The sequence below is a fragment of the Devosia sp. LjRoot16 genome, from assembly GCF_964252795.1.
GTDB lineage: Bacteria > Pseudomonadota > Alphaproteobacteria > Rhizobiales > Devosiaceae > Devosia_A.
Genome location: NZ_CAXUPH020000001.1, coordinates 362,810 through 384,402, shown reverse-complemented (window position 1 = coordinate 384,402; position 21,593 = coordinate 362,810). Strand labels below are relative to the sequence as shown.

The 21,593-nt window shown below is 65.4% G+C and carries 20 protein-coding genes, 1 pseudogene and 1 riboswitch; of the genes and pseudogenes, 16 read left to right on the top strand and 5 right to left on the bottom strand.

Annotated elements, in window-relative coordinates:
• Positions 1-100: 100 nt before the first annotated feature.
• Positions 101-790 (bottom strand): YoaK family protein, encoded by a 690-nt coding sequence (locus ACSQ23_RS01800; RefSeq protein WP_055885931.1) that lies wholly within the window; start codon positions 788-790, stop codon positions 101-103.
• Positions 791-975: 185 nt separating this feature from the next.
• On the opposite strand from ACSQ23_RS01800, the gene ACSQ23_RS01795 reads away from it, so the two are divergent.
• Both ACSQ23_RS01795 and ACSQ23_RS01790 read left to right on the top strand, forming a co-directional pair.
• Entirely contained in the window at positions 976-2,037 is a 1,062-nt protein-coding gene (locus ACSQ23_RS01795; RefSeq protein ID WP_436089516.1) for a cupin domain-containing protein, read from the top strand.
• Between the two features lie 24 nt (positions 2,038-2,061).
• Positions 2,062-2,580 carry a Dps family protein gene (locus ACSQ23_RS01790; protein ID WP_056003088.1) on the top strand — a complete coding sequence of 173 codons (519 nt, stop codon included), beginning with the start codon at positions 2,062-2,064 and terminating at the stop codon, positions 2,578-2,580.
• A gap of 92 nt (positions 2,581-2,672) precedes the next feature.
• Here the strand turns inward: ACSQ23_RS01790 and ACSQ23_RS01785 are convergent, their stop codons facing one another.
• The 3 genes from ACSQ23_RS01785 to ACSQ23_RS01775 form a co-directional block, all read right to left on the bottom strand.
• Complete coding sequence (locus ACSQ23_RS01785) at positions 2,673-3,761, bottom strand: BMP family ABC transporter substrate-binding protein (protein ID WP_436090557.1); 1,089 nt, start codon at positions 3,759-3,761, stop codon at positions 2,673-2,675.
• Positions 3,762-3,889: 128 nt separating this feature from the next.
• Positions 3,890-4,561: a flavin reductase family protein gene (locus ACSQ23_RS01780; protein WP_055885921.1), complete on the bottom strand. Its 672-nt coding sequence runs from the start codon at positions 4,559-4,561 to the stop codon at positions 3,890-3,892.
• Positions 4,558-5,295 (bottom strand): GntR family transcriptional regulator, encoded by a 738-nt coding sequence (locus ACSQ23_RS01775; RefSeq protein WP_436089515.1) that lies wholly within the window; start codon positions 5,293-5,295, stop codon positions 4,558-4,560. The genes ACSQ23_RS01780 and ACSQ23_RS01775 overlap by 4 nt, the downstream gene beginning before the upstream one ends.
• A 204-nt stretch (positions 5,296-5,499) precedes the next feature.
• On the opposite strand from ACSQ23_RS01775, the gene ACSQ23_RS01770 reads away from it, so the two are divergent.
• The 9 genes and pseudogenes from ACSQ23_RS01770 to ACSQ23_RS01730 form a co-directional block, all read left to right on the top strand.
• Positions 5,500-5,643, top strand: coding sequence for a hypothetical protein (locus ACSQ23_RS01770; RefSeq protein WP_156384760.1), 144 nt, complete (start codon positions 5,500-5,502; stop codon positions 5,641-5,643).
• Complete coding sequence (locus tag ACSQ23_RS01765) at positions 5,640-6,563, top strand: DUF1989 domain-containing protein (RefSeq protein ID WP_436089514.1); 924 nt, start codon at positions 5,640-5,642, stop codon at positions 6,561-6,563. The genes ACSQ23_RS01770 and ACSQ23_RS01765 overlap by 4 nt, the downstream gene beginning before the upstream one ends.
• Before the next feature lie 152 nt (positions 6,564-6,715).
• A riboswitch (guanidine-I (ykkC/yxkD leader) is annotated at positions 6,716-6,828 on the top strand.
• Positions 6,829-6,903: 75 nt separating this feature from the next.
• Entirely contained in the window at positions 6,904-7,971 is a 1,068-nt protein-coding gene (locus ACSQ23_RS01760; RefSeq protein ID WP_436089513.1) for a putative urea ABC transporter substrate-binding protein, read from the top strand.
• A 91-nt stretch (positions 7,972-8,062) separates the two neighbouring features.
• A complete protein-coding gene (locus ACSQ23_RS01755; RefSeq protein WP_436089512.1) occupies positions 8,063-8,881 on the top strand; it encodes an ABC transporter permease in 819 nt (272 codons plus the stop codon).
• Positions 8,878-9,714, top strand: a complete 837-nt coding sequence (locus tag ACSQ23_RS01750) for an ABC transporter ATP-binding protein (RefSeq protein ID WP_055885908.1) — start codon at positions 8,878-8,880, stop codon at positions 9,712-9,714. The genes ACSQ23_RS01755 and ACSQ23_RS01750 overlap by 4 nt, the downstream gene beginning before the upstream one ends.
• Complete coding sequence (locus ACSQ23_RS01745; protein ID WP_436089511.1) at positions 9,711-10,526, top strand: urea amidolyase associated protein UAAP1; 816 nt, start codon at positions 9,711-9,713, stop codon at positions 10,524-10,526. The genes ACSQ23_RS01750 and ACSQ23_RS01745 overlap by 4 nt, the downstream gene beginning before the upstream one ends.
• Before the next feature lies 1 nt (position 10,527).
• Positions 10,528-11,148: an urea amidolyase associated protein UAAP2 gene (locus ACSQ23_RS01740; protein WP_436089510.1), complete on the top strand. Its 621-nt coding sequence runs from the start codon at positions 10,528-10,530 to the stop codon at positions 11,146-11,148.
• Positions 11,148-14,681, top strand: a complete 3,534-nt coding sequence (uca, locus tag ACSQ23_RS01735; protein WP_056003060.1) for an urea carboxylase — start codon at positions 11,148-11,150, stop codon at positions 14,679-14,681. Before ACSQ23_RS01740 ends, uca begins: the two co-directional genes overlap by 1 nt.
• 29 nt (positions 14,682-14,710) lie before the next feature.
• Positions 14,711-15,100, top strand: a pseudogene (locus ACSQ23_RS01730) (allophanate hydrolase-related protein); the annotation flags it as partial.
• Between the two features lie 138 nt (positions 15,101-15,238).
• Here ACSQ23_RS01730 and ACSQ23_RS01725 read toward each other — a convergent pair.
• Positions 15,239-15,973: a GntR family transcriptional regulator gene (locus ACSQ23_RS01725; RefSeq protein WP_056003055.1), complete on the bottom strand. Its 735-nt coding sequence runs from the start codon at positions 15,971-15,973 to the stop codon at positions 15,239-15,241.
• Positions 15,974-16,238: 265 nt separating this feature from the next.
• Between ACSQ23_RS01725 and ACSQ23_RS01720 the strand changes: the two genes are divergently transcribed.
• The 5 genes from ACSQ23_RS01720 (at position 16,239) to ACSQ23_RS01700 (ending at position 21,506) form a co-directional block, all read left to right on the top strand.
• Positions 16,239-17,324: an ABC transporter ATP-binding protein gene (locus tag ACSQ23_RS01720; protein ID WP_055885888.1), complete on the top strand. Its 1,086-nt coding sequence runs from the start codon at positions 16,239-16,241 to the stop codon at positions 17,322-17,324.
• A 27-nt stretch (positions 17,325-17,351) separates the two neighbouring features.
• Entirely contained in the window at positions 17,352-18,647 is a 1,296-nt protein-coding gene (locus tag ACSQ23_RS01715; protein WP_436089509.1) for an ABC transporter substrate-binding protein, read from the top strand.
• A gap of 171 nt (positions 18,648-18,818) precedes the next feature.
• Positions 18,819-19,733: an ABC transporter permease gene (locus ACSQ23_RS01710; protein ID WP_436089508.1), complete on the top strand. Its 915-nt coding sequence runs from the start codon at positions 18,819-18,821 to the stop codon at positions 19,731-19,733.
• A gap of 1 nt (position 19,734) precedes the next feature.
• Positions 19,735-20,556 carry an ABC transporter permease gene (locus ACSQ23_RS01705; protein ID WP_436089507.1) on the top strand — a complete coding sequence of 274 codons (822 nt, stop codon included), beginning with the start codon at positions 19,735-19,737 and terminating at the stop codon, positions 20,554-20,556.
• Between the two features lie 107 nt (positions 20,557-20,663).
• Entirely contained in the window at positions 20,664-21,506 is an 843-nt protein-coding gene (locus tag ACSQ23_RS01700) for a GNAT family N-acetyltransferase (protein WP_436089506.1), read from the top strand.
• The last annotated feature ends 87 nt before the right edge of the window (positions 21,507-21,593 follow it).

Genomic DNA, 21,593 nt, shown 5'->3' with positions numbered 1-21,593 from the left:
CATGCCGCGCTCCGAGCAACTCGGATAGTGCGGCGGGCTTATCGGCACGCAATGTGCCGCGGCGCTGGAGATTTGCCATCATACAGAGGTTTGGGTCGCCTCAGGGCAAAGCGTGGATCCAGGCGCACAGCGCCAGTGCCGCGAGCACGGCCACCATCAGCACCACACCGGCGCTGCCGGCGATATGAAATCCGACGCTGCCCACCAGCACGCCTGCGAGAAAGCCCAGGATCAACAGCGCCACCCGGCGCAGCGATGCGAGTGCCGTGCGGTCGATGTGGTTGCGCGCGAGACCGGCAAGGGCGCCCTCGATGTCGATCGAAAGCTGCGTCAGGTTGGTGGTCATCACGTTGGTCGACCCGCCGCTGAGCAACAGGCGCACCAGCGCGCTCTGCACGCCCATGGCGCCGAGGCCGAACAGCCCCGGCAGCAGCGCGTCATGCGGGATCAGCAACGCCGACAGCGCCAGTCCGGCTACCAACACTGTCTCCATGAACAGCGCAGCCGCGAGGGCGTGCTCCCGGTCGGGGCCGAAGCTGCGCACCACCGCGGTCGTTACAATACCGGCCAGAATGAAGGCAGGGATGGCCGCGAGCTTGAGGATATCGGCGCCACCGGCTTCGAAGGCGGAGCCTGCGACCACCAGGCTGCCGGTGGCCTGGGCCACGAACAGGCCACCGAACGCCAGGAATGTCGTGGCGTCGACATAGCCCGCAACGAACGCCAGCAATGGTGCAAGGCCTTCATAGCTCGTGCCGGTAGGGTTGCCGGCCGTGATCGAGCGCTCCATTGGATGTCTCCGTTCGCTGGGCTGCTTCGACTATCGAGCTAACGCGCCCCGGGATCGGCAGCCCATCGTGCGCTGGTTGGCTCGACCCTGTACTCAGGTATGAGCCACGCAAACCTGCGGAGGATTCTGCCGGCGCCGCGTTCAGTCCACCTTCCGATGGTCAACCCGACCTGAGGAGACGAGACATGGACTTCAAACCCAATACCTCGCGGCATGTCGCTTCGATCAGCCTACAGCCGCCCAGCTATGCGAACGCGTCGGGATCGACGGTTCATATCGACAGCACGGCGTTGCCGCTCCTGAAGCGTCTGTCGCTGCGCCGGTTGCTGCTGGCGCCCGAAGGGCTGCGCGAACCGCATTGGCACGCCAATGCCCACGAACTGGGCTACTGCGTCCGCGGCGAAGCGCTGGTCACCATCGTGCGCAATCACGCTGTACGCGACAGCTTCGTCGTCCGGCCCGGCGACATGTTCTTCGCCCCGAGCGGCAGCCTCCACTCGATCCGCAATATCGGCCCGGCCGAGGCCGAGTTTATCCTGGCGTTCTCGCATGAGAAGCCCGAGGATTTCGGTCTTGGCGGCAGCTTCGCGGCCATGACGCCGGCCGTGCTCGGCAACACCTTCGACGCGCCGACCGCCTTCTTCCAGGAGATCGGCAGCATCACCACCCGCCCGATCGAGCCCGAGATCGTCCATGTCGACGGCGAGGCCGAGATCGAGCTGCAGGCCCTGCATGTCGATGCGCTGAAGTATCGCGTCGAGACCAACCTGCCGCAGATCGACGCCGCCGCCGGCTCCGCCCGCCAGACCAAGGCGGGGTTGTGGCCGGTGCTCGAGGATATCGCGATGTACTCGGTCCGCATCTCGGATGTCGGCATGCGCGAGCCGCACTGGCACCCGGCAACCGCCGAGATGGGCTACGTGCTGGAGGGCCGGGCGCGGATGACCATCCTCGACCCGGATGGAACGACGGACACCTACGAGCTGCAGAGCGGCGACGTCTACTTCATCCCGCCAGCCTATCCGCATCACATCGAGAATATCGGCGCCGGCGACGCCCACTTCCTGATCTTCTTTGATCGCGCCGACCCCGGCGATATCGGTTTCCGCACCCTTGTCGGCAGCTTTCCGCCCGAAGTGCTGGCCGCAACGCTGAGGGTGTCGCGCGCCGAACTCCCCGATTTCCCCTTCACCGAACAGGATCCCCTGCTCGTCAACCGTATCAACCCGATCGACCCGGTCGCCTGACCCACTCACTCAAGGAGAAACAGAATGGACATCGCTCGTACCCGTGCACTGCGCGCCGCGCCGCTCCACACCCCCACCGATCTCGGCGAAGCCGCGGTCAAGGACATTGCCGCCGCGCTGACCGCACTGCTGGCCGACACTTTCGCGCTCTACCTCAAGACCAAGAACTTCCACTGGCATATGTCGGGCCCGCACTTCCGCGATTATCACCTGCTGCTCGACGAGCAGGCCGACCAGATCTTCGCCATCACCGACGATATCGCCGAACGGGCCCGCAAGATCGGCGGCGGCACCCTGCGCTCGATCGGCCAGATCGGCCGCCTGCAGCGCCTCGCCGACAACGATGCCGAGTTCGTCACCCCGGCCGACATGCTGGCCGAACTGGCCGACGACAACTCACGCTTCGTCAGCCTGCTTCGCGCCGTGCACGAACTGGCTGCCGGTCACAATGATTCCGCCACCACCAGCCTCGTCGAAGTCTGGATCGACGAAGCCGAACGCCGGACCTGGTTCCTGTTCGAGACGGGTCGGGCCGGCAACTAAGCTTGGCATTGGCGGAGCCAGGCCTCCACCAATGCCCCAATCGCAACTGGATCGGTGTACGGGTCGCCGTAGCGGCCCGCACACCGAGGCTCTCAGGTGATCGAGCCGACCACGCCTTCGATCAGGTAGTCGGTGCCCCACAGGGCGCCGTCATAGAGACCGAGCGTCTCCTGACTGATGAGCTTGCCGGTATTGTCCTTGAGCGGGCCGACGAAAATCGGCGCCCCGGCTCTGGTTTCGGCAATGGCGTTGGTGGCTGCGGCGATCGCCGCTTCGGTCGCCCCCACGCCGAACGGCGTGGAAAAGACCATGTCCTTGTCGTAGCCGCCCTCGTTGACGTTGGGCAGTTTCTCGCCCGCGGCGATCAGCCTGGCGTACTCGGTATAGACCGTGCCCCATTTGAGCTCGGCGCCGGTGATGAAGCCGCTGGGGGCCAGCGAGGCCTGGTCGGCATTATGGCCGCAGCTCTTGACGCCACGCGCCTCGGCCGTCTCGACCACCACCTTGGGGCTGTCGACATGGCAGGCGATGACGTCGCAGCCGGCATCCACCAGCGCATTGGTGGCTTCGGCCTCGCGCACCGGCAGGCTCCACTCGCCGGTGATGATGAGGCGCACCTCGGCGTTGGGGTTCACCTTCTTGACGCCCAGCGTGAAGGCGTTGACGTTTCGCAGCACCAGCGCGATCGGCTTGGCGGCGATGAAGCCGATCTTGTTGGATTTGGTCGAGAGGCCCGCGGCGACGCCGTTCACGTAATGGCCCTGGTCGAGGTAGCAGAAGTAGCCTCCGAGGTTGATCGGGTCGGTGTCCTTGTTCCACAGCGACGTCGAGTGGCGGAATTCGACGTCCGCGTGCTTCTTCGCCGCTTCCTTCATGAACGGGTCGAAATAGCCGAACGAGGTCGGAAACAGCAGCTTGGCGCCGTCGAGGTTGATCATCGATTCCATCGATTGGGCGACCGCGTCGGTTTCGGGGACATTCTCCTCCTCCACCACGGTGACATCGGGCAGCGCCTTCAGCGCGGCGGCGCCGACCGCATGGGCCTGGTTCCAGCCGAAATCGGTGACCGGCCCGACATAGATCATGCCGATGGTCAGCGGCGTTGCAGCTTGTGCCTTCATGCCGCTCGCCAGCAGCAGCGATCCGGCGGCAGCAGTGCCGAGGAAATGTCGGCGGTTCATTGAGAAGTTGGACAAGGTTGCACCCCCGTGAGTCCAGGTTTCATCGTCCGGGGAGCGCGGCATGCGCTCACCGTCTCGGCCACGCGTTGGCGCGGCGTTCCGTTTAGTCGGGTCGTTCCTGCGCGCGGCTAGGCGGCGCCGGTCTCAGTCACAAGGCGGTCGGCCTTGAGCTGTTCGTACTCGCCCACGCTGAGCGTCCGGATGTCGAACTGGTCGCGCGTGCGGGCATAGCCATGGCCACCGAGACGGCCGATCGCATCCATCTTGATCTGGTCGACGTGGAGGCGTGCCGCATCGACGATGTCGGCGCGGATGTGGATGCCCAGCACCTGGCCGAGCACGATCTCGCGCGCCTTGCCCACTTCGATGGTCATGTGCCGGCGGCATTCGAGCGCCGCCGGGGCCGAGACGATGCGCGGGCTGCGCACTGCCTTGCCGGGTACCGTTTCGAGGCCGGCCTCGCTGAGTTCATCGACATCGGGGCCGAACTTGATGGCGCAGATCTCCATCTGCGCGGCCAGTGCGTCATCGACGATGTGGACGGTGAACTCCTCGGTCTCGCGGATATTGCGCGCCGTGTCCTTGAGGCGCATGTCGTCGTAGTTCTCGATGCCGATGGCGACGATCGCCGGATCGTGGGTGAGAACATTGAAGAAGCTGAACGGCCCGGCGTTGCGCCGGCCGTCCCTGCTCAGCGTGGTGATGAACGCGATAGGCCGCGGGATCACCGTCCCGATCAGCAGCTTGTAGCGCTCGCGCGGGTCCAGTTCGGCGAAATCGAAATGCAGATGGCCGCTCATCTGGCGCGCTTGCGCTTGAGCGGGATGGCGCCGGCGGGCGCGGCGATCGCGCCGGCATAGCGGGCGAGCACGTCGCCGAGCGCCGCGCCGGCGGGGTCGGTATCGTGCATGGCCCGACGCTCCACGGCGGACATGTGCGCATCCATGAGGGCGATGGCCTTAGCAGCGTCGCCGGCACGCAGCGCGGCGATGATCTCGATATGCTCGTTGGGGCTGCTGTGATCGTGGCTGTGCGGCGAGCCGTAAACGGCAAGGATCAGCGAACAGCGGGTCACAAGTTCCGACATGTAGCGCTCGAGCAGGACATTGCCGCTCAGTTTCGCCAGCCGGATGTGAAACTCACCGCCCAGGCGCCCGGCAACGTGTTCTTCATGCCGCTCGCGGGCCGCATCCTCCTCGCGCACCAGCCCTTCGAGCTCGGCGCCAAAGCTTGGTTTCCAGCGCTTGATGACGAGGTCGACGGCCTGGGCCTCCAGCCCGCGCCGCACCTCGAAGACGTCACGGGCCTCCGCCAGGGTCGGTTGGGCGACGATGGCCGTGCGCTTGGGCCGAGCATCGACCAGCCCTTCTGATTGCAGTTTCGCCAGCACTGCCCGCACCAGCGTCCGGCTCATGCCGAAATGTGCGCCGATCTCATCCTCGGGCAGTTTGGTGCCCGGTTGTAGCGCCCGCTCGAGGATCGCCTGTTTCAGCGCCTCGTGAGCGATATCGGTGCGGGGGGATGGCCTGGTCATTCAAACCTCGTGTTGCCGATCCATTCATGCATACGAGATTGTGCGTTGCAAGTATGCCAGATTTCACCGTCGGACAGCAAAAACTGCAGCAGTTTGCAGCCACTTGCGGCCAACATGCGAGAAGCGCATGGCTGATCTGCGTGAAACTGGATCGTTGTTCCGTCAATCATGTATACAGTTTTGGTATTCGAACGGGAGAGGCGCATGCCGGCCAGGACCATTATTCTCAAGCTCAACCAGCAGCAGCTCGAACTGATCGACCGCACCATCGCAAAAGGCGTGGCGCCTGACCGTGCGGCATTGGTGAAGCTGGCCATTCGCGAGCACGCGGAACGGCGCGCCAAATGAGAACCGTGCTCCAGACCCTGATGCTGCAGCCGGGCACCGGCAAGGCGATCGAACTGCTCGCCGGGCAGATCCTGCGCATCGAGCAGGTGGAGGGCGGGCAATGCGTCGATTTCAACGCCTTCAACCTGCACGACTACAAGGAGTTCATGCATTGCGGCCGTACCCGCACCGTGCATGGCTTCAACCCTACCGAAGGTGCGTTCCTGTGGAGCCAGCCGCCGCGCGAGCGGGCGCTGCTCTATATCCTCAAGGATACCGTGAAGCGTAACGACGTGCTGTTCCCGCGCTGCTCGGCCTATCTCTACGAAAGCGCCTATGGCTTTCACGATCACACCAACTGCCACGACATCCAGTCCGAGGCGCAGCGCGAGTACGGTCTGACCCCGGACGACGTGCATGACAGCTTCAACCTCTTCATGAACACCGAGATTGGCGCCGATGGGCGGGCGACGATCACCCGGCAGTCGAGCCGGGCAGGGGACCATGTCGATCTCCTGGCGCTGACCGATGTGCTCGCCGTGCCCAATGTCTGCGGCGCCGACGTCATGCGCACCTCCAACTTCTCGCTGAAGCCGATCCGCCTCACCGTATTCGAGGCGACCGAAGCCGACCTCGCCGCCGTCCCGCCGACGCCGGTGCTACGCAGCCAGCGGACACCCAGGGATTTCCGCCAGCCCCACATCAAGGCGGACCGCGAACTCACCCGCGACCCCGCCTACGCGCCGGCCTTCACCAACGTGCCGATCCGCATCGAGGAACTCGTGGTCACGCTGACCGAGGAAGAAGCGGCCCTGTTCGACGCGGCCCGGCTGCCGCTCTACGGCGACGACGACGGCGCTGCGCTCCGCGACCTGCTCTTTACCTGGTGGGAGGAGCGCTACCTCGGAGCCAATGCCGGGGCTCCTGCCATCACTAAATAGCAGGTACTGCACAGCACAGTGGCAGCGCCCACTTTATGTGCACGATGCCCCGCATTCGACGCCGGGCGTCGGGATTGGAGACGGACGATCTTACTAATGCACTGACAGATAACGATATTCGATTCTGGCATGGCCCTTGCTCCGTTGTATGCAGAGTTAGGAGCTAGGGTTCCGGCGCCATCTTTTCCGGCGCGTCTGGTCCGAGAGCACCCACCGGAGCGGGAGGCATCCCTCCGGGACACGGCGGGACAAAAGCCCGGGAGACCTCGTAAGCCAAGGGATTGGCAGCGCGGGTCTTTACGCGCTTCGCCGATCCCCAAGTCGAAACAGGGGATTGTGCATGAAGTTCACCAGACTGGTTTCCGCCCTCGCCCTCGCGATGCTCGTTGCTGCCGCAGGCACCGGCGCTGAGGCGCAGCAGAAGAACGACTTCAAGGTTGCCTGGTCGATCTATGTCGGCTGGATGCCCTGGGGCTACGCCGCCGACAACGGCATCGTCAAGAAATGGGCCGACAAATACGGCATCAGCATCGAGGTCACGCAGTTCAACGACTACGTCGAGTCGATGAACCAATATACGGCCGGCGCCTATGACGCGGTGACCCTCACCAACATGGATGGCCTCTCTATTCCCGCCGCCGGCGGGGTCGACACCACCGCCGTCATCATCGGTGACTTCTCGGCCGGCAACGACGCGGTGATCCTCAAGGACAAGACCGCGCTGGCCGATATCAAGGGCTTGTCCGTCAACCTCGTCGAGTTCTCGGTCTCGCACTACCTGCTCGCCCGCGCCCTCGAAAGCGTCGGTCTGACCGAGCGCGACGTCAATGTCGTCAATACCTCCGACCCCGACATGGTCGGCGCCTTCCAGACCCCTGATGTCAGCGCCATGGTCACCTGGAACCCGATGGTCTCTGAGATCGCTGCTCTGCCCGGCGCTCACAAGGTGTTCGACAGCGCGCAGATCCCTGGCGAGATCATCGACATGATGGTTGCCAACACCCAGGTGCTCACCGACAACCCCAATTTCGGCAAGGCGCTGGCCGGCATCTGGTACGACACCATGGCCATCATGACCGCCCAGACGCCCGAGGGCGCCGCAGCGCGCGCCGCCATGGGCGCAGCTTCCGGTACCGATCAGCAGGGCTTCGAAGCGCAGCTTGCGGCGACGAAACTGTTCCCGACGCCCGCCGAAGCCGTGACCTTCGTCACTTCTCCTGACCTCCAGACCACCATGGACAAGGTCCGCGCCTTCCTGTTCGACAAGGGCCTGCTTGGCTCCGGCGCCGCTTCCGCCGACGTCATCGGCATCGAGCTCCCCGGCGGCGAAGTGCTGGGGGATCCGGCCAACGTCAAGCTGCGGTTCACCGACGTCTACATGAAGGAAGCGGCGGCAGGGACGCTGTAAGTCCGTGCTCCCCACCCGTCTCGCCGCGCTCGGCGCCCTCGCCCGCAGGGGCGGGGGAGGTCGGTGACGTCTCAATCATCCGAGCCACTCCATGCGTCTCATTAACCTCAAGCCATCACGAACCAATCAGCTGATCCTGGCGCTGCTGCCGTTTGTTGCGCTGCTGGTGGCCTATGCGCTGGGCTCGGCGGCCCGGCTCGCCGATAACCCCGCCGACAAGCTGCTGCCGGCGCTGACCAGCCTCGCCGACGCGGTCAATCGCATGGCATTCGTCCCCGACCCCCGCACCGGCGAATACCTGCTGTGGTCCGATAGCTGGGCGAGCCTCGGCCGCCTGTTCTCGGCGCTGGGCATTTCGACGCTCATCGCCCTGGTCTTCGGCATGATCGTGGGCATGTTTCCCTATGCCCGGGCGCTGCTGGCGCCGTTCTTTGCCGCCGTCTCGATGGTGCCGCCGCTGGCGCTGCTGCCGATCCTGTTCATCGTCATGGGGCTGGGCGAAACCAGCAAGGTCACCCTCATCGTCATCGGTGTCGCGCCGATCATGATCCGCGACCTGGCGCTCAAGGTCATGGAACTGCCGCGCGAGCAGACGGTGAAGGCTGAAACGCTTGGCGGCAACTCATGGCAGATCGCCATCCGCGTGGTCCTGCCACAGGTGCTGCCACGGCTCATCACCTGCCTCCGCCTGCAGCTTGGCCCGGCCTGGCTGTTCCTCATCGCGGCCGAGGCGATCTCGGCGGATTCCGGGCTTGGCTACCGGATTTTCCTGGTCCGCCGTTACCTCTCCATGGACGTGATCTTTCCGTACGTGATCTGGATCACGCTGCTGGCCGTGCTCACCAACGTCCTGCTCGATCTGCTCCGCATCCGGGTCTTCCCCTGGTCCGATCTGGGGAAGGCGTCATGATCGTCGTCGACAATGTCTGGAAGGAATACGGCGACCAGATCGTGCTCGAGAAGGTCTCGCTCACCATCGAGGACCGGGCCTTCGTCGCGCTCGTCGGCCCTTCGGGCTGCGGCAAGACCACCTTCCTCAAACTGCTGCTCGGCGAGGAACGCCCGACGCAGGGGACCATCACGCTCGATGGCGCGCCGTTGTCACCCGAGCCGGGACCCGACCGTGGCGTGGTGTTCCAGCGCTATTCGGTGTTCCCGCACCTGACCGTGCTGGGCAATGTGCTGCTCGGCAAGGAATTCGCTGCCTCCCGCTTCCGCGCCCGGCTCGTTGGTCCGGCACGTCGCGCCGCTGTCGAGGAGGCCCGGGAACTCATTGCCGAAGTCGGCCTCGCCGGCAGCGAAACCAAGTTCCCGGCCCAGCTCTCGGGCGGCATGCAGCAGCGCCTTGCCTTGGCGCAGGCGCTGATCATGCAGCCGCGCGTTCTGCTGCTCGATGAACCGTTCGGCGCGCTCGATCCGGGCATCCGCGCCGAAATCCATGTGCTGATGAAACGTCTGTGGAACGAGACCAACCTCACCGTGGTGATGGTCACCCACGACATGCGTGAAGCCTTTACGCTCGGGACCCGCGTCATTGCCTTCGAGCGGCCGCGCAACCGGCCCGACGAGCGCGAGCGCTACGGCGCCTCGCTCAGCCGCGACATCGACATCTGGCCGCCGCGTCGCGCCGGCCAGCTCGATCCAGACGCATTTGCCGATAGCCCCGATCGGGACGACCCGATCCATGAGGTGGGCATTGGCCGGGACGACCCGGCGCCATCCCCTCAAGGAGATCCGGCATGAGCCGAACCCCAGAGCAGATCGCCGCCGACCGCGCCCGCTACGAAGAGCACCAGAAAAAGGGTCTCGCCTTTGCCACCAGGGCATTGCCCGAAGCCAGTGTTCTGCCGGCCGCGCCTATCGCGCCGGGCAGCGTCATTGCGACCGAAACCATCGCCGCTGGCTGGTACTGGTCGACCGTGCTGCGTAAGGGCGAAGCGCTGCGCGTCGCCCAACCCCATGGTCCCGCCTCGGTCGCCCTCGTCTGCTGGAGCGCGCACGATACCAGCGAGCGGCTCAATCTGCCGGACACCGTCAAGGTGCAGTGGGACACCCGTACCCAGAAGGGGCGGGTGCTGTTCTCCGACATGGGCCGGGTGATGCTGTCGATCACCGAGGACTCGTCCGGCGGCGCCCATGACGTGCTCCTCGGCGGTTCCACCGCCGCCGCCAACGCTGCGAAATATCCAGGGACAGCCACCCGCAACACCCGCGACAATCTGGTGCTCGCCGCCGGCAAGCTCGGCCTGTCGCGCCGAGACATTCCGCTGGCGCTGACCCTGTTCGCCCCGATCCGCGTCTCCGACGGCGACGGCCATTTCGCCTGGCAGCCAGATCTGCTCAACGGCAACGACTATGTCGACCTGCGCGCCGAAATGGACCTGCTTGTCGCGTTCTCCAACTGCCCGCACCCGCTCGATCCCGGGCCGGCCTATGCGCCGAACCCCGTCGAGGTGACCCGTTATGTCGCCGAGGTCACGGCTGATGATCTCTGCCGTATGGCCACCGCCGAGGCCGTCCGCGGCTTCGAGAACAACGCCCGCGCGGAGGCCTGAGATGCGCACCGAGGATACCGCCAGCCAGTCCCACCTGATCCCCGCCGAAGCGCCGTGGTCCGGCATCGTCAAGCGGGGCCAGACCATTCGCATTGTCGACAGCGAGGGCCAGCAGGCCGTCGATACCATCTTCTATCGTGCCGACGACTTCGCCGAACGCTACAGCGCCCAGGACACCCTGCGCACCCAGGGCGCGGCCTATATCGGGGTCGGCACCAAACTCGTTTCCAACGAGGGTAACACCATGCTCACCGTGGTTGCCGACACGTGCGGCCGCCACGACACCATGGCTGGCGCCTGCTCGTGCGAGAGCAACACCGTCCGCTTTGGTCACGACACCCGCTACCTGCACGCCTGCCGCGACAACTTCCTCATCGAGGTGACCAGGCACGGCATGAGCAAGCGGGACATCGTTCCCAACATCAATTTCTTCATGAACGTACCGATCTCGCCCTCGGGCGAAATGACCATCGTCGATGGGCTGAGCGGACCCGGCGATTACGTCGATCTCGTTGCCGAGATGGACGTCCTCTGCGTCATCTCCAACTGCCCGCAGATCAACAACCCCTGCAACGGCTTCAACCCGACGCCCATCCAGGTCCTGATCTGGGACGCTGAGTGATGTTCACGAAAGTCCTGATCGCCAACCGCGGCGAGATCGCGGTCCGCATCATTGGCACGCTGAGGCGCATGGGTATCGCCTCGGTCGCGGTCTATTCCGACGCCGACCGCTTCACCAGGGCGGTGCAGCTCGCCGACCAAGCCGTGCGGCTTGGGCCGGCTCCGGCCGCCGAGAGCTACCTCAATGTCGAGGCCGTCATCGCCGCCTGCAAGGCAACCGGGGCTGAAGCCGTCCACCCCGGCTACGGCTTCCTGTCGGAGAACACCGGCTTTGCCCGCCGCCTCGAAGCCGAAGGCATCACCTTCATCGGCCCGACGCCCGAGAACATCGAAGCGTTCGGCCTCAAGCACACGGCGCGCGAGCTGGCCAGGGCCAACGGCGTGCCGCTCCTTCCCGGCACGGACCTTCTCGCCACCGCCGAAGAGGCGCTCGTAGCGGCCGACGCCATTGGCTACCCGGTCATGCTCAAATCCACCGCCGGCGGCGGTGGCATCGGCATGTCGCTGTGTGCCGACGCCGCGGCGTTGCATGCTGCCTTCGACGGCGTGCAGCGCACCGCTCGAGCCAGCTTTGGCGATGCGCGCGTCTATCTCGAACGCTTCGTGTCGGATGCCCGCCATGTCGAGGTCCAGCTGTTCGGCGATGGCAAGGGCAGGGTGATCGCGCTGGGTGAACGCGATTGCTCGCTGCAGCGCCGCAACCAGAAGGTGGTCGAGGAGACGCCGGCGCCCGGCCTCTCCACCACGACCCGCTATCGGCTGCACGAGGCCGCCGTGAACCTCGGCCGGGCTGTCGGTTACCGTTCCGCCGGCACCGTCGAGTTCATCTACGATCCCGATCGCGAGGCGTTCTACTTCCTCGAGGTCAACACCCGGCTGCAGGTCGAACATCCGGTCACCGAAGCCGTTTTCGGCATCGATCTGGTCGAGTGGATGATCCGCCAGGCCGCCGGCGAGGACGTGATCCCCACGCTGCCGCTGTCCCCCAAGGGCGCGGCCATGGAAGTTCGGCTCTATGCGGAAATCCCGCACGCCGACTTCCAGCCCAGCGCGGGCCTCCTGACCGAGGTGAAGTTCGGCGACGCGCGGGTCGACACCTGGGTCGAGACCGGCACCGAGGTCACCAGTTACTACGATCCGATGCTGGCCAAGATCATCGTCGCCGCAGCTGATCGCCCGGCCGCCATCGTCAGGCTCCAGGCCGCCCTTGCCGATACCGGCATCGCCGGCATCGAGACCAATCTCGATTATCTGCGAGCCATCGCGGCATCCGACCTCCTCGCCTCCGGCAAGGTGGCGACCACCGCACTGCGCAGCTTCGCCTTCACGCCCGAGGTCGTCGAAGTCATTGCGCCCGGCGCGCAATCCTCGCTGCAGGAACTGCCCGGCCGGCTCGGCCTCTGGCATGTCGGTGTGCCGCCCTCGGGGCCGATGGACGAACGCAGTTTCCGCCACGCCAACCGGCTGGTCGGCAATGCCGACGAGACGGCCGCGCTGGAACTCACCGTCTCCGGCCCGACCCTGCGCTTCCACGCTCCTGCCATCGTCGCCCTCGCCGGGGCGCATATGCCGATGAAACTCGATGGCGCACCGCTGCCGCACAACCAGCCGATCGACGTCGGCGCCGGACAGGTGCTGAGCATCGGCGCGATCGAGGGCCCCGGCCAGCGATCCTATCTCGCGATCTCCGGTGGTCTCGCTGCTCCGGAAGTGCTTGGCTCCCGCGCCACCTTCGCGCTTGGCAAGTTCGGCGGTCACGCGACCGGCACCCTGCGCACCGGCGAGGTGTTGCATCTCGCCGGCCTGCCGCAGGTGGCGAGGCCCGCCAACGATCCGGTACCGTTGACGCACACATGGGACGTCGCCGTGCTCTACGGCCCGCACGGCGCTCCCGACTTCTTCCTCGAAGAAGACATCGAGGCGCTGTTTTCGACAGCCTACGAAGTCCATTTCAACTCGGCCCGCACCGGGGTGCGCCTGATCGGCCCGGCGCCGAAATGGGCGCGCCGGGATGGTGGCGAGGCAGGCCTGCATCCCTCCAACCTCCACGACAACGCCTACGCCGTCGGAGCCATCGACTTTACCGGCGACATGCCGATCATCCTCGGCCCGGACGGGCCAAGCCTCGGCGGCTTCGTCTGCCCGGCCGTCATGGCGCGCGACGAACTGTGGAAGCTCGGCCAGTTCAAGCCCGGCGACACCATCCGATTTGTCCCCGTCGCTCGCCCTGATGACAAGATCGCCGGCCCCGCAGTTCATCGGCCAAGTGAAGCCGGCTCGGCGATTGTGGGGTATTCCGACAACGGGCCTGTGCCGGTCGTCTACCGACGGCAAGGTGACGACAACCTCCTGGTCGAGTACGGCCCGATGGCGCTCGATCTCGCCTTGCGCCTGCGCGTTCATCTGCTGATGGAAGCCGTTAACGGGGAGGGCAGGCTCGGCGCCGGGAACGGCATCGTCGATCTCACGCCCGGTATCCGTTCGCTGCAGGTCCACTACGACTCGACCCGCCTCTCCCGCGACCGCCTCCTCGGCCTGCTGTCCGAGATCGAGCAGTCCCTCCCCGCTCCGGAGCAGGTCACCGTTCCCTCCCGCATCGTCCACCTGCCGCTCAGCTGGAACGACCCGGAGGCGCAACTGGCCATGCGGAAATATCAGGAGCTGGTCCGCCCGAATGCCCCGTGGTGCCCGGACAACATTGAGTTCATACGCCGCATCAACGGCTTGCCCGATCTCGCGGCGGTGAGGAAAACCATCTTCGATGCCAGCTATCTCGTGCTCGGTCTCGGCGATGTCTATCTCGGCGCACCCGTGGCGACCCCGATGGACCCGCGTCACCGGCTCGTCACCACCAAGTACAACCCGGCCCGCACCTGGACCCCGGAGAACGCCGTCGGTATCGGCGGCGCCTACATGTGCATCTATGGCATGGAGGGCCCGGGAGGCTACCAGCTGTTCGGCCGTACCGTCCAGGTCTGGAACACCTGGCGGAAGACGCCGGCCTTTGCCAGGTCCCCGTGGCTGCTCGACTTTTTTGACCAGATTCGCTTCTTCCCGGTCAGCCATGACGAACTGACGGAAGCCCGCGCGGCCTTCCCGCACGGCGGCTATCCGATCCGCATTGAGGAGACCAGCCTCTCCTATGCCGACTATGCCGCCGAGCTCGCGCGCAACGCCGGCAGCATCGCCGCCTTCAAGCACACGCAGCAGACGGCGTTCGAAGCCGAGCGCCAGCGCTGGAAGGACGAGGGTCTCGACAGCTTCGTGGCGGAGGAGGACGCAAGTGCTTCCGATAGCGCCGAAATGCCGTCCGGCCACTTCGGCGTCGCAAGCTCGGTCCCCGGCAATATCTGGAAGATCCTCGTCGAGACCGGCGCCCATGTCGAAGCCGGCCAGCCGGTCGCCATCATCGAGTCCATGAAGATGGAAATCACCGTCACCGCTCACGCCGCCGGCGCCGTCCGCGACGTCCGCGCCGGCCCGGGGCGCAACATCAAGACCGGCGACGTCATCATCGTCCTAGAGGAGATCTGAACATGCCCGAAAACCAAGCTGAGAGCCCGCTCCCCATCGTGGTCGTAGGTGCCCACCTCACCGGCCTGCCGCTCAATACGGAACTCACCTCCTCGGGCGGACACCTGCTCAAGCGCTGTCGCACGGCCCCGGATTACCGGCTGTTCGCACTCCCCAACACCACCCCGCCCAAGCCGGGGATGGTGCGCGAACCAGGCTTTGACGGACCCGGCCTCGAGGTCGAGGTGTGGTCCCTGCCGTCCGACGCGTTCGGCCGCTTCGTCGCCAGGATCCCCGCGCCGCTCGGCATCGGCAAGATTTCCCTCGATGACGGCACGGCAGTCTCGGGCTTTCTGTGCGAGTCCCATGCGGTAGCCGAGGCGGAGGAGATCACCCGCTTCGGGGGGTGGCGCGCGTTTCTGGCGGAGCGTGCCCAATGAAGGCGCTCGGCCGTGCCGCGCGGTGGTTTCTGCACCGCCTCTGCGACGGTCTCGCCGCCCGCAAAGCTATTGTCCGGCCAGGCAAACTCCCAACGACGAGATAGCCGTCCCTGTCCCTGTGCTCTCACGGAGAAGTCTCTAGGGCTCGGATCCTCGCGCCGGCGACCGCCCCATCAGGATGTCTGCCAGTTTCTTGCCCGAGCTTTGGCGCTCCGACAGGTCGAGCCCGGAGAGCAGGTCCACCAGGTGGCTGGTCATCAGCTCCGACGCATCGAGGGCGCTGCGCTTGGCGATGGCATCGACCAGCGCATGATGGGCGTGACTTTCGCAGATCGTGTCGCGCCGCCGCCAGTAGAGCGAGATGATCAGTGATGAACGCGAGCAGAGATCGCGCACCATTTCGGTGAAGATCGACTGACCGGCGATCTCGGCGATGGCGACGTGGAACTGCGCCGAGAGCATTACCGCCTCGCCATCCTTGCCGGCGCGCACGGCCTTGTGCTCCTCCTCGAGGTGCCGGTGCAGCCGCTCGACGTCGGCATGCGTCGCGATCCCTGCCGCGAGTGCGGCAACCTTGGGCTCGACCAGCGCTCGCGCCTCGAACACTTCGCGGGCTTCGGTGCGCGTCGGCTTGGCGACGAAGGCGCCCCGATTGGGTTCGAGCCGCACCAGCCGGTCATGCGCCAGCGCCTGCAGCGCCGCGCGGACCACGGTGCGACTTACCGAATAGATCGCGCCCAGCTCGTCCTCGGGCAACTTGGTGCCGGGGTCGATGCCGTGCCCGAGGATGCCATTGCGCAAACCGATATAGAGCGCGGAGCGCCGCACCGCGGGGCGACCCTCACTCTCATCGATCTCGTCGCTTTCGAGCATGCCGAACTCCCGAACCCAGTCGAATCTAGCCGAGAACTGGACACACCGCTATCGGCGTTTCGTATACAAAGTCTGCCAATATCGAATGCACTCGCCTATATTTTAGGCATTGAGAAGAAATGATGCAGACACGGCGAGGGACCACTCGTCCCTGAACCATCGCGTGATTTCAATGGCCTAGGGCGCGATACCTGGGGCGCCGCGCGCTGGCACAGCTCTTGCAGTTGCTTACCCGACGGCCAAGAGGTGGCCTACGGGGCGGTGCATGGCGCAGGGCGACCTGGAAGTTGTGAAGCTGACCAAGCGCTACGGCGATGCGCTTGCGGTAGATTCGATCGATCTCAAAGTGCCGGCCGGCACCTATTGCTGCCTGCTCGGACCATCGGGCTGCGGCAAGACCTCGACCTTGCGCATGGTTGCAGGACATGAGGCGGCGACCGACGGCGATATCATCCTGTCGTCCACCAATGTCACCGACCTGCCGCCGGCCAGGCGCGGCACGGCGATGATGTTCCAGTCCTACGCGCTGTTTCCGCATCTCGACCTGATCGACAACGTTGCCTTCAGCCTCAAGATGAAGGGCATCGAGAAGGCGCCGCGACAGGCCAAGGCGCTCGAGCTGCTCAAGCTGATGCAGATGGATGGCTACGCTTCGCGGCGGCCGGCCCAGCTTTCCGGCGGCCAGCAGCAGCGCGTGGCGCTGGCCCGTGCCCTGATCACCGATCCCGAGGTGCTGTTGCTCGACGAGCCGCTCTCGGCGCTCGATCCGTTCCTCAAGATCCGCATGCGCGCCGAGCTCAAGAAGCTGCAGACGCGGCTGGGCATCACCTTCGTCCATGTCACCCACAGCCAGGAAGAGGCCATGGCGCTGGCTGACCTCATCGTGGTGATGAACAACGGCCGGGTCGAGCAGGCGGCGGCGCCGCGCGAGGTGTTCGAGCGGCCCGCAACTGCCTTCGTCGCCCGCTTCATGGGGGATCACAACGTCGTCACCGGCAGCGCCCGATCGGTCGCCGATGGCGTCGTCAGCGTCGAGGTGCCGGGCGGCAGCAGCTTTGCTGCCTCGGGGGCGCCGCTCGCCGTTGGCTCACCCGTCGATGTCGGCATCCGCACCGATCATGTGCGCGTCGGGACGACTCCTGCCGAAGGGCTCGGCTTCACCGGCATCGTCTCCAACATCGAGTATCGCGGCGCCTCGGTGAAGCTCTCGGTCGACGGCGCCGGCATCGAGGATTTCACCGCCATCGTCGACGACAAGAGCTTCTTTTCGAAGCCGGTCGCCGTCGGAGACGCGGTGCCACTCTATTGGGATGCCGAGGATGCGATCATCCTCGGCCGCCCCAATTCGTAAAGCCATCAGCAACAGGGGTTTTAGGCTATGACTGAATCCAGCAAGACGGCCAAGGCGGCCATGATTTCGCGACGCAGCTTGCTCAAGGGAGCGGCCGCGCTGGCCGGCGCTGCCGCGGGCGCCGGCGCCCTGGGTGGTTTCCCGACGGTCTGGGCGCAGAACCCGATCACCCTGCGCCAGTTCGGCACCGGTGTGTCGAACCTCAACGCCATCGCCGAAAAGTGCAAAGCGGACCTGGGCATCACGCTCGAAATGACCGCGACCGATTCCGATGCGGCCGCGCAGCGCGCCGTCACCCAGCCCGACAGCTACGACATCGCCGATATCGAATACTGGATCCTCAAGAAGGTCTACCCGACCGGCGTGATCCAGCCGATGGATGTGACCAAGCTCAAATACTACGACAAGATCGTGCCGCTGTTCAAAACCGGCAAGCTGACGCCCGACAGTGTCATCGCCCAGGGCACCGCGCCGCACACCGTCGGCTATGTCGATGCACCGGATTCCAAGGAATTCGCCAAGGCGGAGACCGGCTTTTTCACCATGGTCCCGACCATCTACAACGCCGACACGCTGGGCATCCGCCCTGACCTCGTCGGCCGCGAGATCACCACCTGGGCCGACATCATGGACCCCGCCTTCAAGGGCAAGACCTCGATCCTCAACATCCCCTCGATCGGCATCATGGACGCGGCCATGATCATGGAAGCGATGGGCAACATCAAATATGCCGACAAGGGCAACATGACCAAGGCGGAGATCGACGCGACCATCGATTTCCTGATCAAGGCCAAGCAGGATGGCCAGTTCCGCGCCTTCTGGAAGAGCTTCGACGAAAGCGTCAACCTGATGGCGTCGGGCGAAGTGGTGATCCAGTCCATGTGGTCGCCGGCCGTCGCCGCCGTGCGCTCCAAGGGCATCGCCTGCAAGTACCAGCCGCTCAAGGAAGGCTATCGTTCTTGGGGCGGCGGCCTCGGCCTTGCCGCACATCTCTCGGGCGCCCAGCTCGACGCGGCCTACGAGTACATCAACTGGTATACCTCGGGCTGGGTCGGTGGTTACCTCAATCGCCAGGGCTACTACTCGGCGGCCATGGACACCGCCAAGGAATACATGTCGGAAGACGAGTGGGGCTTCTGGATCGAGGGCAAGGCGGCAGTCGGCGACATCCTGTCGCCCGATGGCGCGGTGATGGAAAAGGCCGGCGCCGTGCGCGACGGCGGTTCCTTCCTCGAGCGCATGGGCCACGTCGCTTGCTGGAACTCGGTGATGGACGAGGACCGCTACATGGTCACGCGCTGGAACGAGTTCATCGCGGCCTGATGAGCCACCGACCGCCACCCTCCCCCTCGCGGGGAGGGTAGTGCAGCTGGGACCGCCAGGTCCGCAGCGAAGCTAGGGTAGGGGGTGCCTCACGCTCGGAGCGTGCTGCTCCCTCCACCCCATCCCTCCCCGCAAGGGGGAGGGTGACCTGACTGATAGCCGGGAGCCAAAATGGCCGTCGCCGATCAATCCATCGCCGTGCCGACCAGCAAGCCGAAGCCGCGCAAGACGCCGCTCTCCTTCGGCCGGCTCGCCTCGTACCTCCAGTCGATCCCGCTGTGGCTGATCCTCGGGTTCTTCCTGCTGCTGCCGATCCTGCTGCTCGTCTTCGTCAGTTTCTGGGACTACGATTTTGCCCGGATGTATCCGGGCTTCGTCTTCACCAACTATGTCGAGACACTCGGCTCCTGGGTCACCTGGAAGACCTATCTCAACACGCTGAAATTCGCGGCCATCGTCTGGGCGTTGACGCTCTTCATCGGCTTCTGGGTTGCCTATTTCCTCGCCTTCCACGTCAGGTCGGCGACCATGCAGATGGTGCTGTTCCTCGTCTGCACCGTGCCGTTCCTCACCTCCAACATCATCCGCATGATCTCGTGGATTCCGGTGCTGGGCCGCAATGGCCTCGTCAATTCGACGCTGGTCGAGATGGGGGTCATCTCGCAGCCGATCGAATGGCTGCTCTATTCCGATTTCGCCGTGGTGCTGGCCATGGTGCACCTGTTCACGCTCTTCATGGTCACCCCGATCTTTAACACGCTGATGCGCATCGACCGCTCGCTGATCGAGGCGGCGCGCGACGCCGGGGCCAGTGCCTGGCAGATCATGTGGAACGTCATCCTGCCGCTGGCCAAGCCCGGCATGGCGATCGGCACCATCTTCGTGGTGACCCTGGTGATGGCGGATTTCTCCACCGTGCAGGTGATGAGCGGCGGACAAAGCGCCTCAGTGGCGCTGATGATGAAGAACCAGATGTCCCTGCTGCAATATCCCGCCGCCGCGGCCAACGCCGTCGTGCTGCTCGTCCTGGTGTTGCTGCTCGTCGGGGGCATCCTGCGTATCGTCGACATCCGCAAGGAGCTCTGAGATGCAGCAGCGCGAGAAACGCCCGTTCAGCTTTTATGTCCTCGCCGCCTTCTTCGCGCTCTTTGTGCTGTTCCTTTACGGACCGATGTCGGCGATCTTCATCCTCTCGTTCCAGGGGCCCAACGGCGGCCTCACCTTCCCGCTCAACGGCGTTTCGGTGCACTGGTTCGGCAATCTGTTCGAAAAGCAGGCGGTCGGTGATTTCGGCGCCAGCTTCAGCCGTTCGCTGCTACTCGGGCTGATGGTCATGGTCTCGACCGTCCTCGTCGCGCTGCTCGCGGGGCTCGCCTTTCGCCGCAGGTTTCTCGGCGGCACGCCGCTCTTTTACCTGACCATCGCCAGCCTCGTCGTTCCCTCGATCATCGTCAGCCTCGGCATCGGCGTGCTGTTCCAGCAGATCGGCTTCCGCCCCGCCTGGTGGACCTCGGGCTTCGGCGCGCACCTGACCTGGACGCTGCCCTTCGGCGTGCTGATTATGTTCGCCGTCTTCAATCGCTTCTCGCCGTCCTACGAGGAGGCGGCGCGCGATCTTGGCGCCTCGCCGTGGCAGACCTTCCGCCACGTGCTGCTGCCGATGATCGCCCCCAGCCTGATCGGCGTCGGCCTGTTCGGCTTCAGCCTGTCCTACGACGAGTTCGCCCGCACACTGATGACCGCCGGCACGTTCAACACGCTGCCGCTCGAGATCTACGGCATGACCACCAATGTCACGACGCCGGTGCTTTACGCCCTGGGAACGGTGACGACGCTGTTCTCTTTCGCCGTGATCCTCGTGACGCTGGGCATCATCCTGCTCATCAGGCGCAAGCGGGCGCGCGCCTAGATGCGGCTGTTGCTGATCGATGGTGTCGCCGTCAAACCCGCCGAAAGGTTGGTGGCGCTGAGCTCGGGCACTTCGCAATCGGGCCTGTTTGCGCCTACGCTGACGGCATGAACCTGACCATCCGACCGATGACCTTGAGCGACCTCGACGTGGCGCTCGGCTGGGCCCGCGACGAAGGCTGGAACCCGGGGCTCGACGATGCCGGCGCCTTCTACGCGCAGGATCCCGGCGGCTTCCTGATGGGCTGGCTGGGCACCGTTCGCATCGGCTGCATTTCGGTCGTCAAATACGGATCGGATTTCGCCTTCCTCGGCCTCTACATCGTCCACCCGGCGCACCGCGGCAAAGGCTACGGCAAGGCCATCTGGGACGCCGGCATCGCCAGCGCTGCCGGCCGCACCATCGGGCTCGATGGCGTCGTGGCGCAGCAGGACAACTACCGCAAATCCGGCTTTGCTTTTACCCACAAGACCGTGCGCTGGGGCGGCTCGCTTCGCGGCCTGGTCACGACCCGCTCCTTCGTCCGGCCGATCGAGGTCACCGACATGGACGCCGTCCTCACCTATGACAGCAAGCACGTCGCCGGCGACCGCCAGCCCTTCCTCAAAGCCTGGCTCGCCCCGTCGCCGTCGCGCCAGACCGAGGGCTATTTCGAAGACGGCGCGCTGCGCGGCTTCGGCACCATCCGCCGCTGCGTCGACGGCTGGAAGATCGGCCCGCTCTTCGCCGATACCCCGGCGATCGCCGAGACCTTGCTGGCGACGCTGGTGACCCCCGCAGCCACCGACATGATCTTCATCGACATCCCCGAGCCCAATCACGCCGCCGCCGCGATGGCCCGTCGCCTCGGCCTCACCCCGGCCTTCGAAACCGCCCGCATGTATCTCGGCGTAGCGCCAGCGCTCGCACTCGACGAGATCTTCGGCATCACGACCCTGGAGCTCGGCTGAGACCGACGGCGAGCGGGCGCCGTTCTCGCTTTTCTCGGTCTGCGTTCACCTGCCGGACTTGCCGAGCGCAACTCGAGATTGCCAGCG

What these genes read in the sequence shown, in the direction of transcription:
- ACSQ23_RS01715 (WP_436089509.1), top strand. Translation starts at nt 17,352, where the DNA reads ATGACTGAATCCAGCAAGACGGCCAAGGCGGCCATGATTTCGCGACGC.
- uca (WP_056003060.1), top strand. Translation starts at nt 11,148, where the DNA reads ATGTTCACGAAAGTCCTGATCGCCAACCGCGGCGAGATCGCGGTCCGC.
- ACSQ23_RS01725 (WP_056003055.1), bottom strand. Translation starts at nt 15,973, where the DNA reads ATGCTCGAAAGCGACGAGATCGATGAGAGTGAGGGTCGCCCCGCGGTG.
- ACSQ23_RS01700 (WP_436089506.1), top strand. Translation starts at nt 20,664, where the DNA reads ATGAACCTGACCATCCGACCGATGACCTTGAGCGACCTCGACGTGGCG.
- ACSQ23_RS01795 (WP_436089516.1), top strand. Translation starts at nt 976, where the DNA reads ATGGACTTCAAACCCAATACCTCGCGGCATGTCGCTTCGATCAGCCTA.
- ACSQ23_RS01745 (WP_436089511.1), top strand. Translation starts at nt 9,711, where the DNA reads ATGAGCCGAACCCCAGAGCAGATCGCCGCCGACCGCGCCCGCTACGAA.
- ACSQ23_RS01750 (WP_055885908.1), top strand. Translation starts at nt 8,878, where the DNA reads ATGATCGTCGTCGACAATGTCTGGAAGGAATACGGCGACCAGATCGTG.
- ACSQ23_RS01770 (WP_156384760.1), top strand. Translation starts at nt 5,500, where the DNA reads ATGCCGGCCAGGACCATTATTCTCAAGCTCAACCAGCAGCAGCTCGAA.
- ACSQ23_RS01765 (WP_436089514.1), top strand. Translation starts at nt 5,640, where the DNA reads ATGAGAACCGTGCTCCAGACCCTGATGCTGCAGCCGGGCACCGGCAAG.
- ACSQ23_RS01740 (WP_436089510.1), top strand. Translation starts at nt 10,528, where the DNA reads ATGCGCACCGAGGATACCGCCAGCCAGTCCCACCTGATCCCCGCCGAA.
- ACSQ23_RS01710 (WP_436089508.1), top strand. Translation starts at nt 18,819, where the DNA reads ATGGCCGTCGCCGATCAATCCATCGCCGTGCCGACCAGCAAGCCGAAG.
- ACSQ23_RS01800 (WP_055885931.1), bottom strand. Translation starts at nt 790, where the DNA reads ATGGAGCGCTCGATCACGGCCGGCAACCCTACCGGCACGAGCTATGAA.
- ACSQ23_RS01705 (WP_436089507.1), top strand. Translation starts at nt 19,735, where the DNA reads ATGCAGCAGCGCGAGAAACGCCCGTTCAGCTTTTATGTCCTCGCCGCC.
- ACSQ23_RS01760 (WP_436089513.1), top strand. Translation starts at nt 6,904, where the DNA reads ATGAAGTTCACCAGACTGGTTTCCGCCCTCGCCCTCGCGATGCTCGTT.
- ACSQ23_RS01775 (WP_436089515.1), bottom strand. Translation starts at nt 5,295, where the DNA reads ATGACCAGGCCATCCCCCCGCACCGATATCGCTCACGAGGCGCTGAAA.
- ACSQ23_RS01780 (WP_055885921.1), bottom strand. Translation starts at nt 4,561, where the DNA reads ATGAGCGGCCATCTGCATTTCGATTTCGCCGAACTGGACCCGCGCGAG.
- ACSQ23_RS01755 (WP_436089512.1), top strand. Translation starts at nt 8,063, where the DNA reads ATGCGTCTCATTAACCTCAAGCCATCACGAACCAATCAGCTGATCCTG.
- ACSQ23_RS01785 (WP_436090557.1), bottom strand. Translation starts at nt 3,761, where the DNA reads ATGAACCGCCGACATTTCCTCGGCACTGCTGCCGCCGGATCGCTGCTG.
- ACSQ23_RS01720 (WP_055885888.1), top strand. Translation starts at nt 16,239, where the DNA reads ATGGCGCAGGGCGACCTGGAAGTTGTGAAGCTGACCAAGCGCTACGGC.
- ACSQ23_RS01790 (WP_056003088.1), top strand. Translation starts at nt 2,062, where the DNA reads ATGGACATCGCTCGTACCCGTGCACTGCGCGCCGCGCCGCTCCACACC.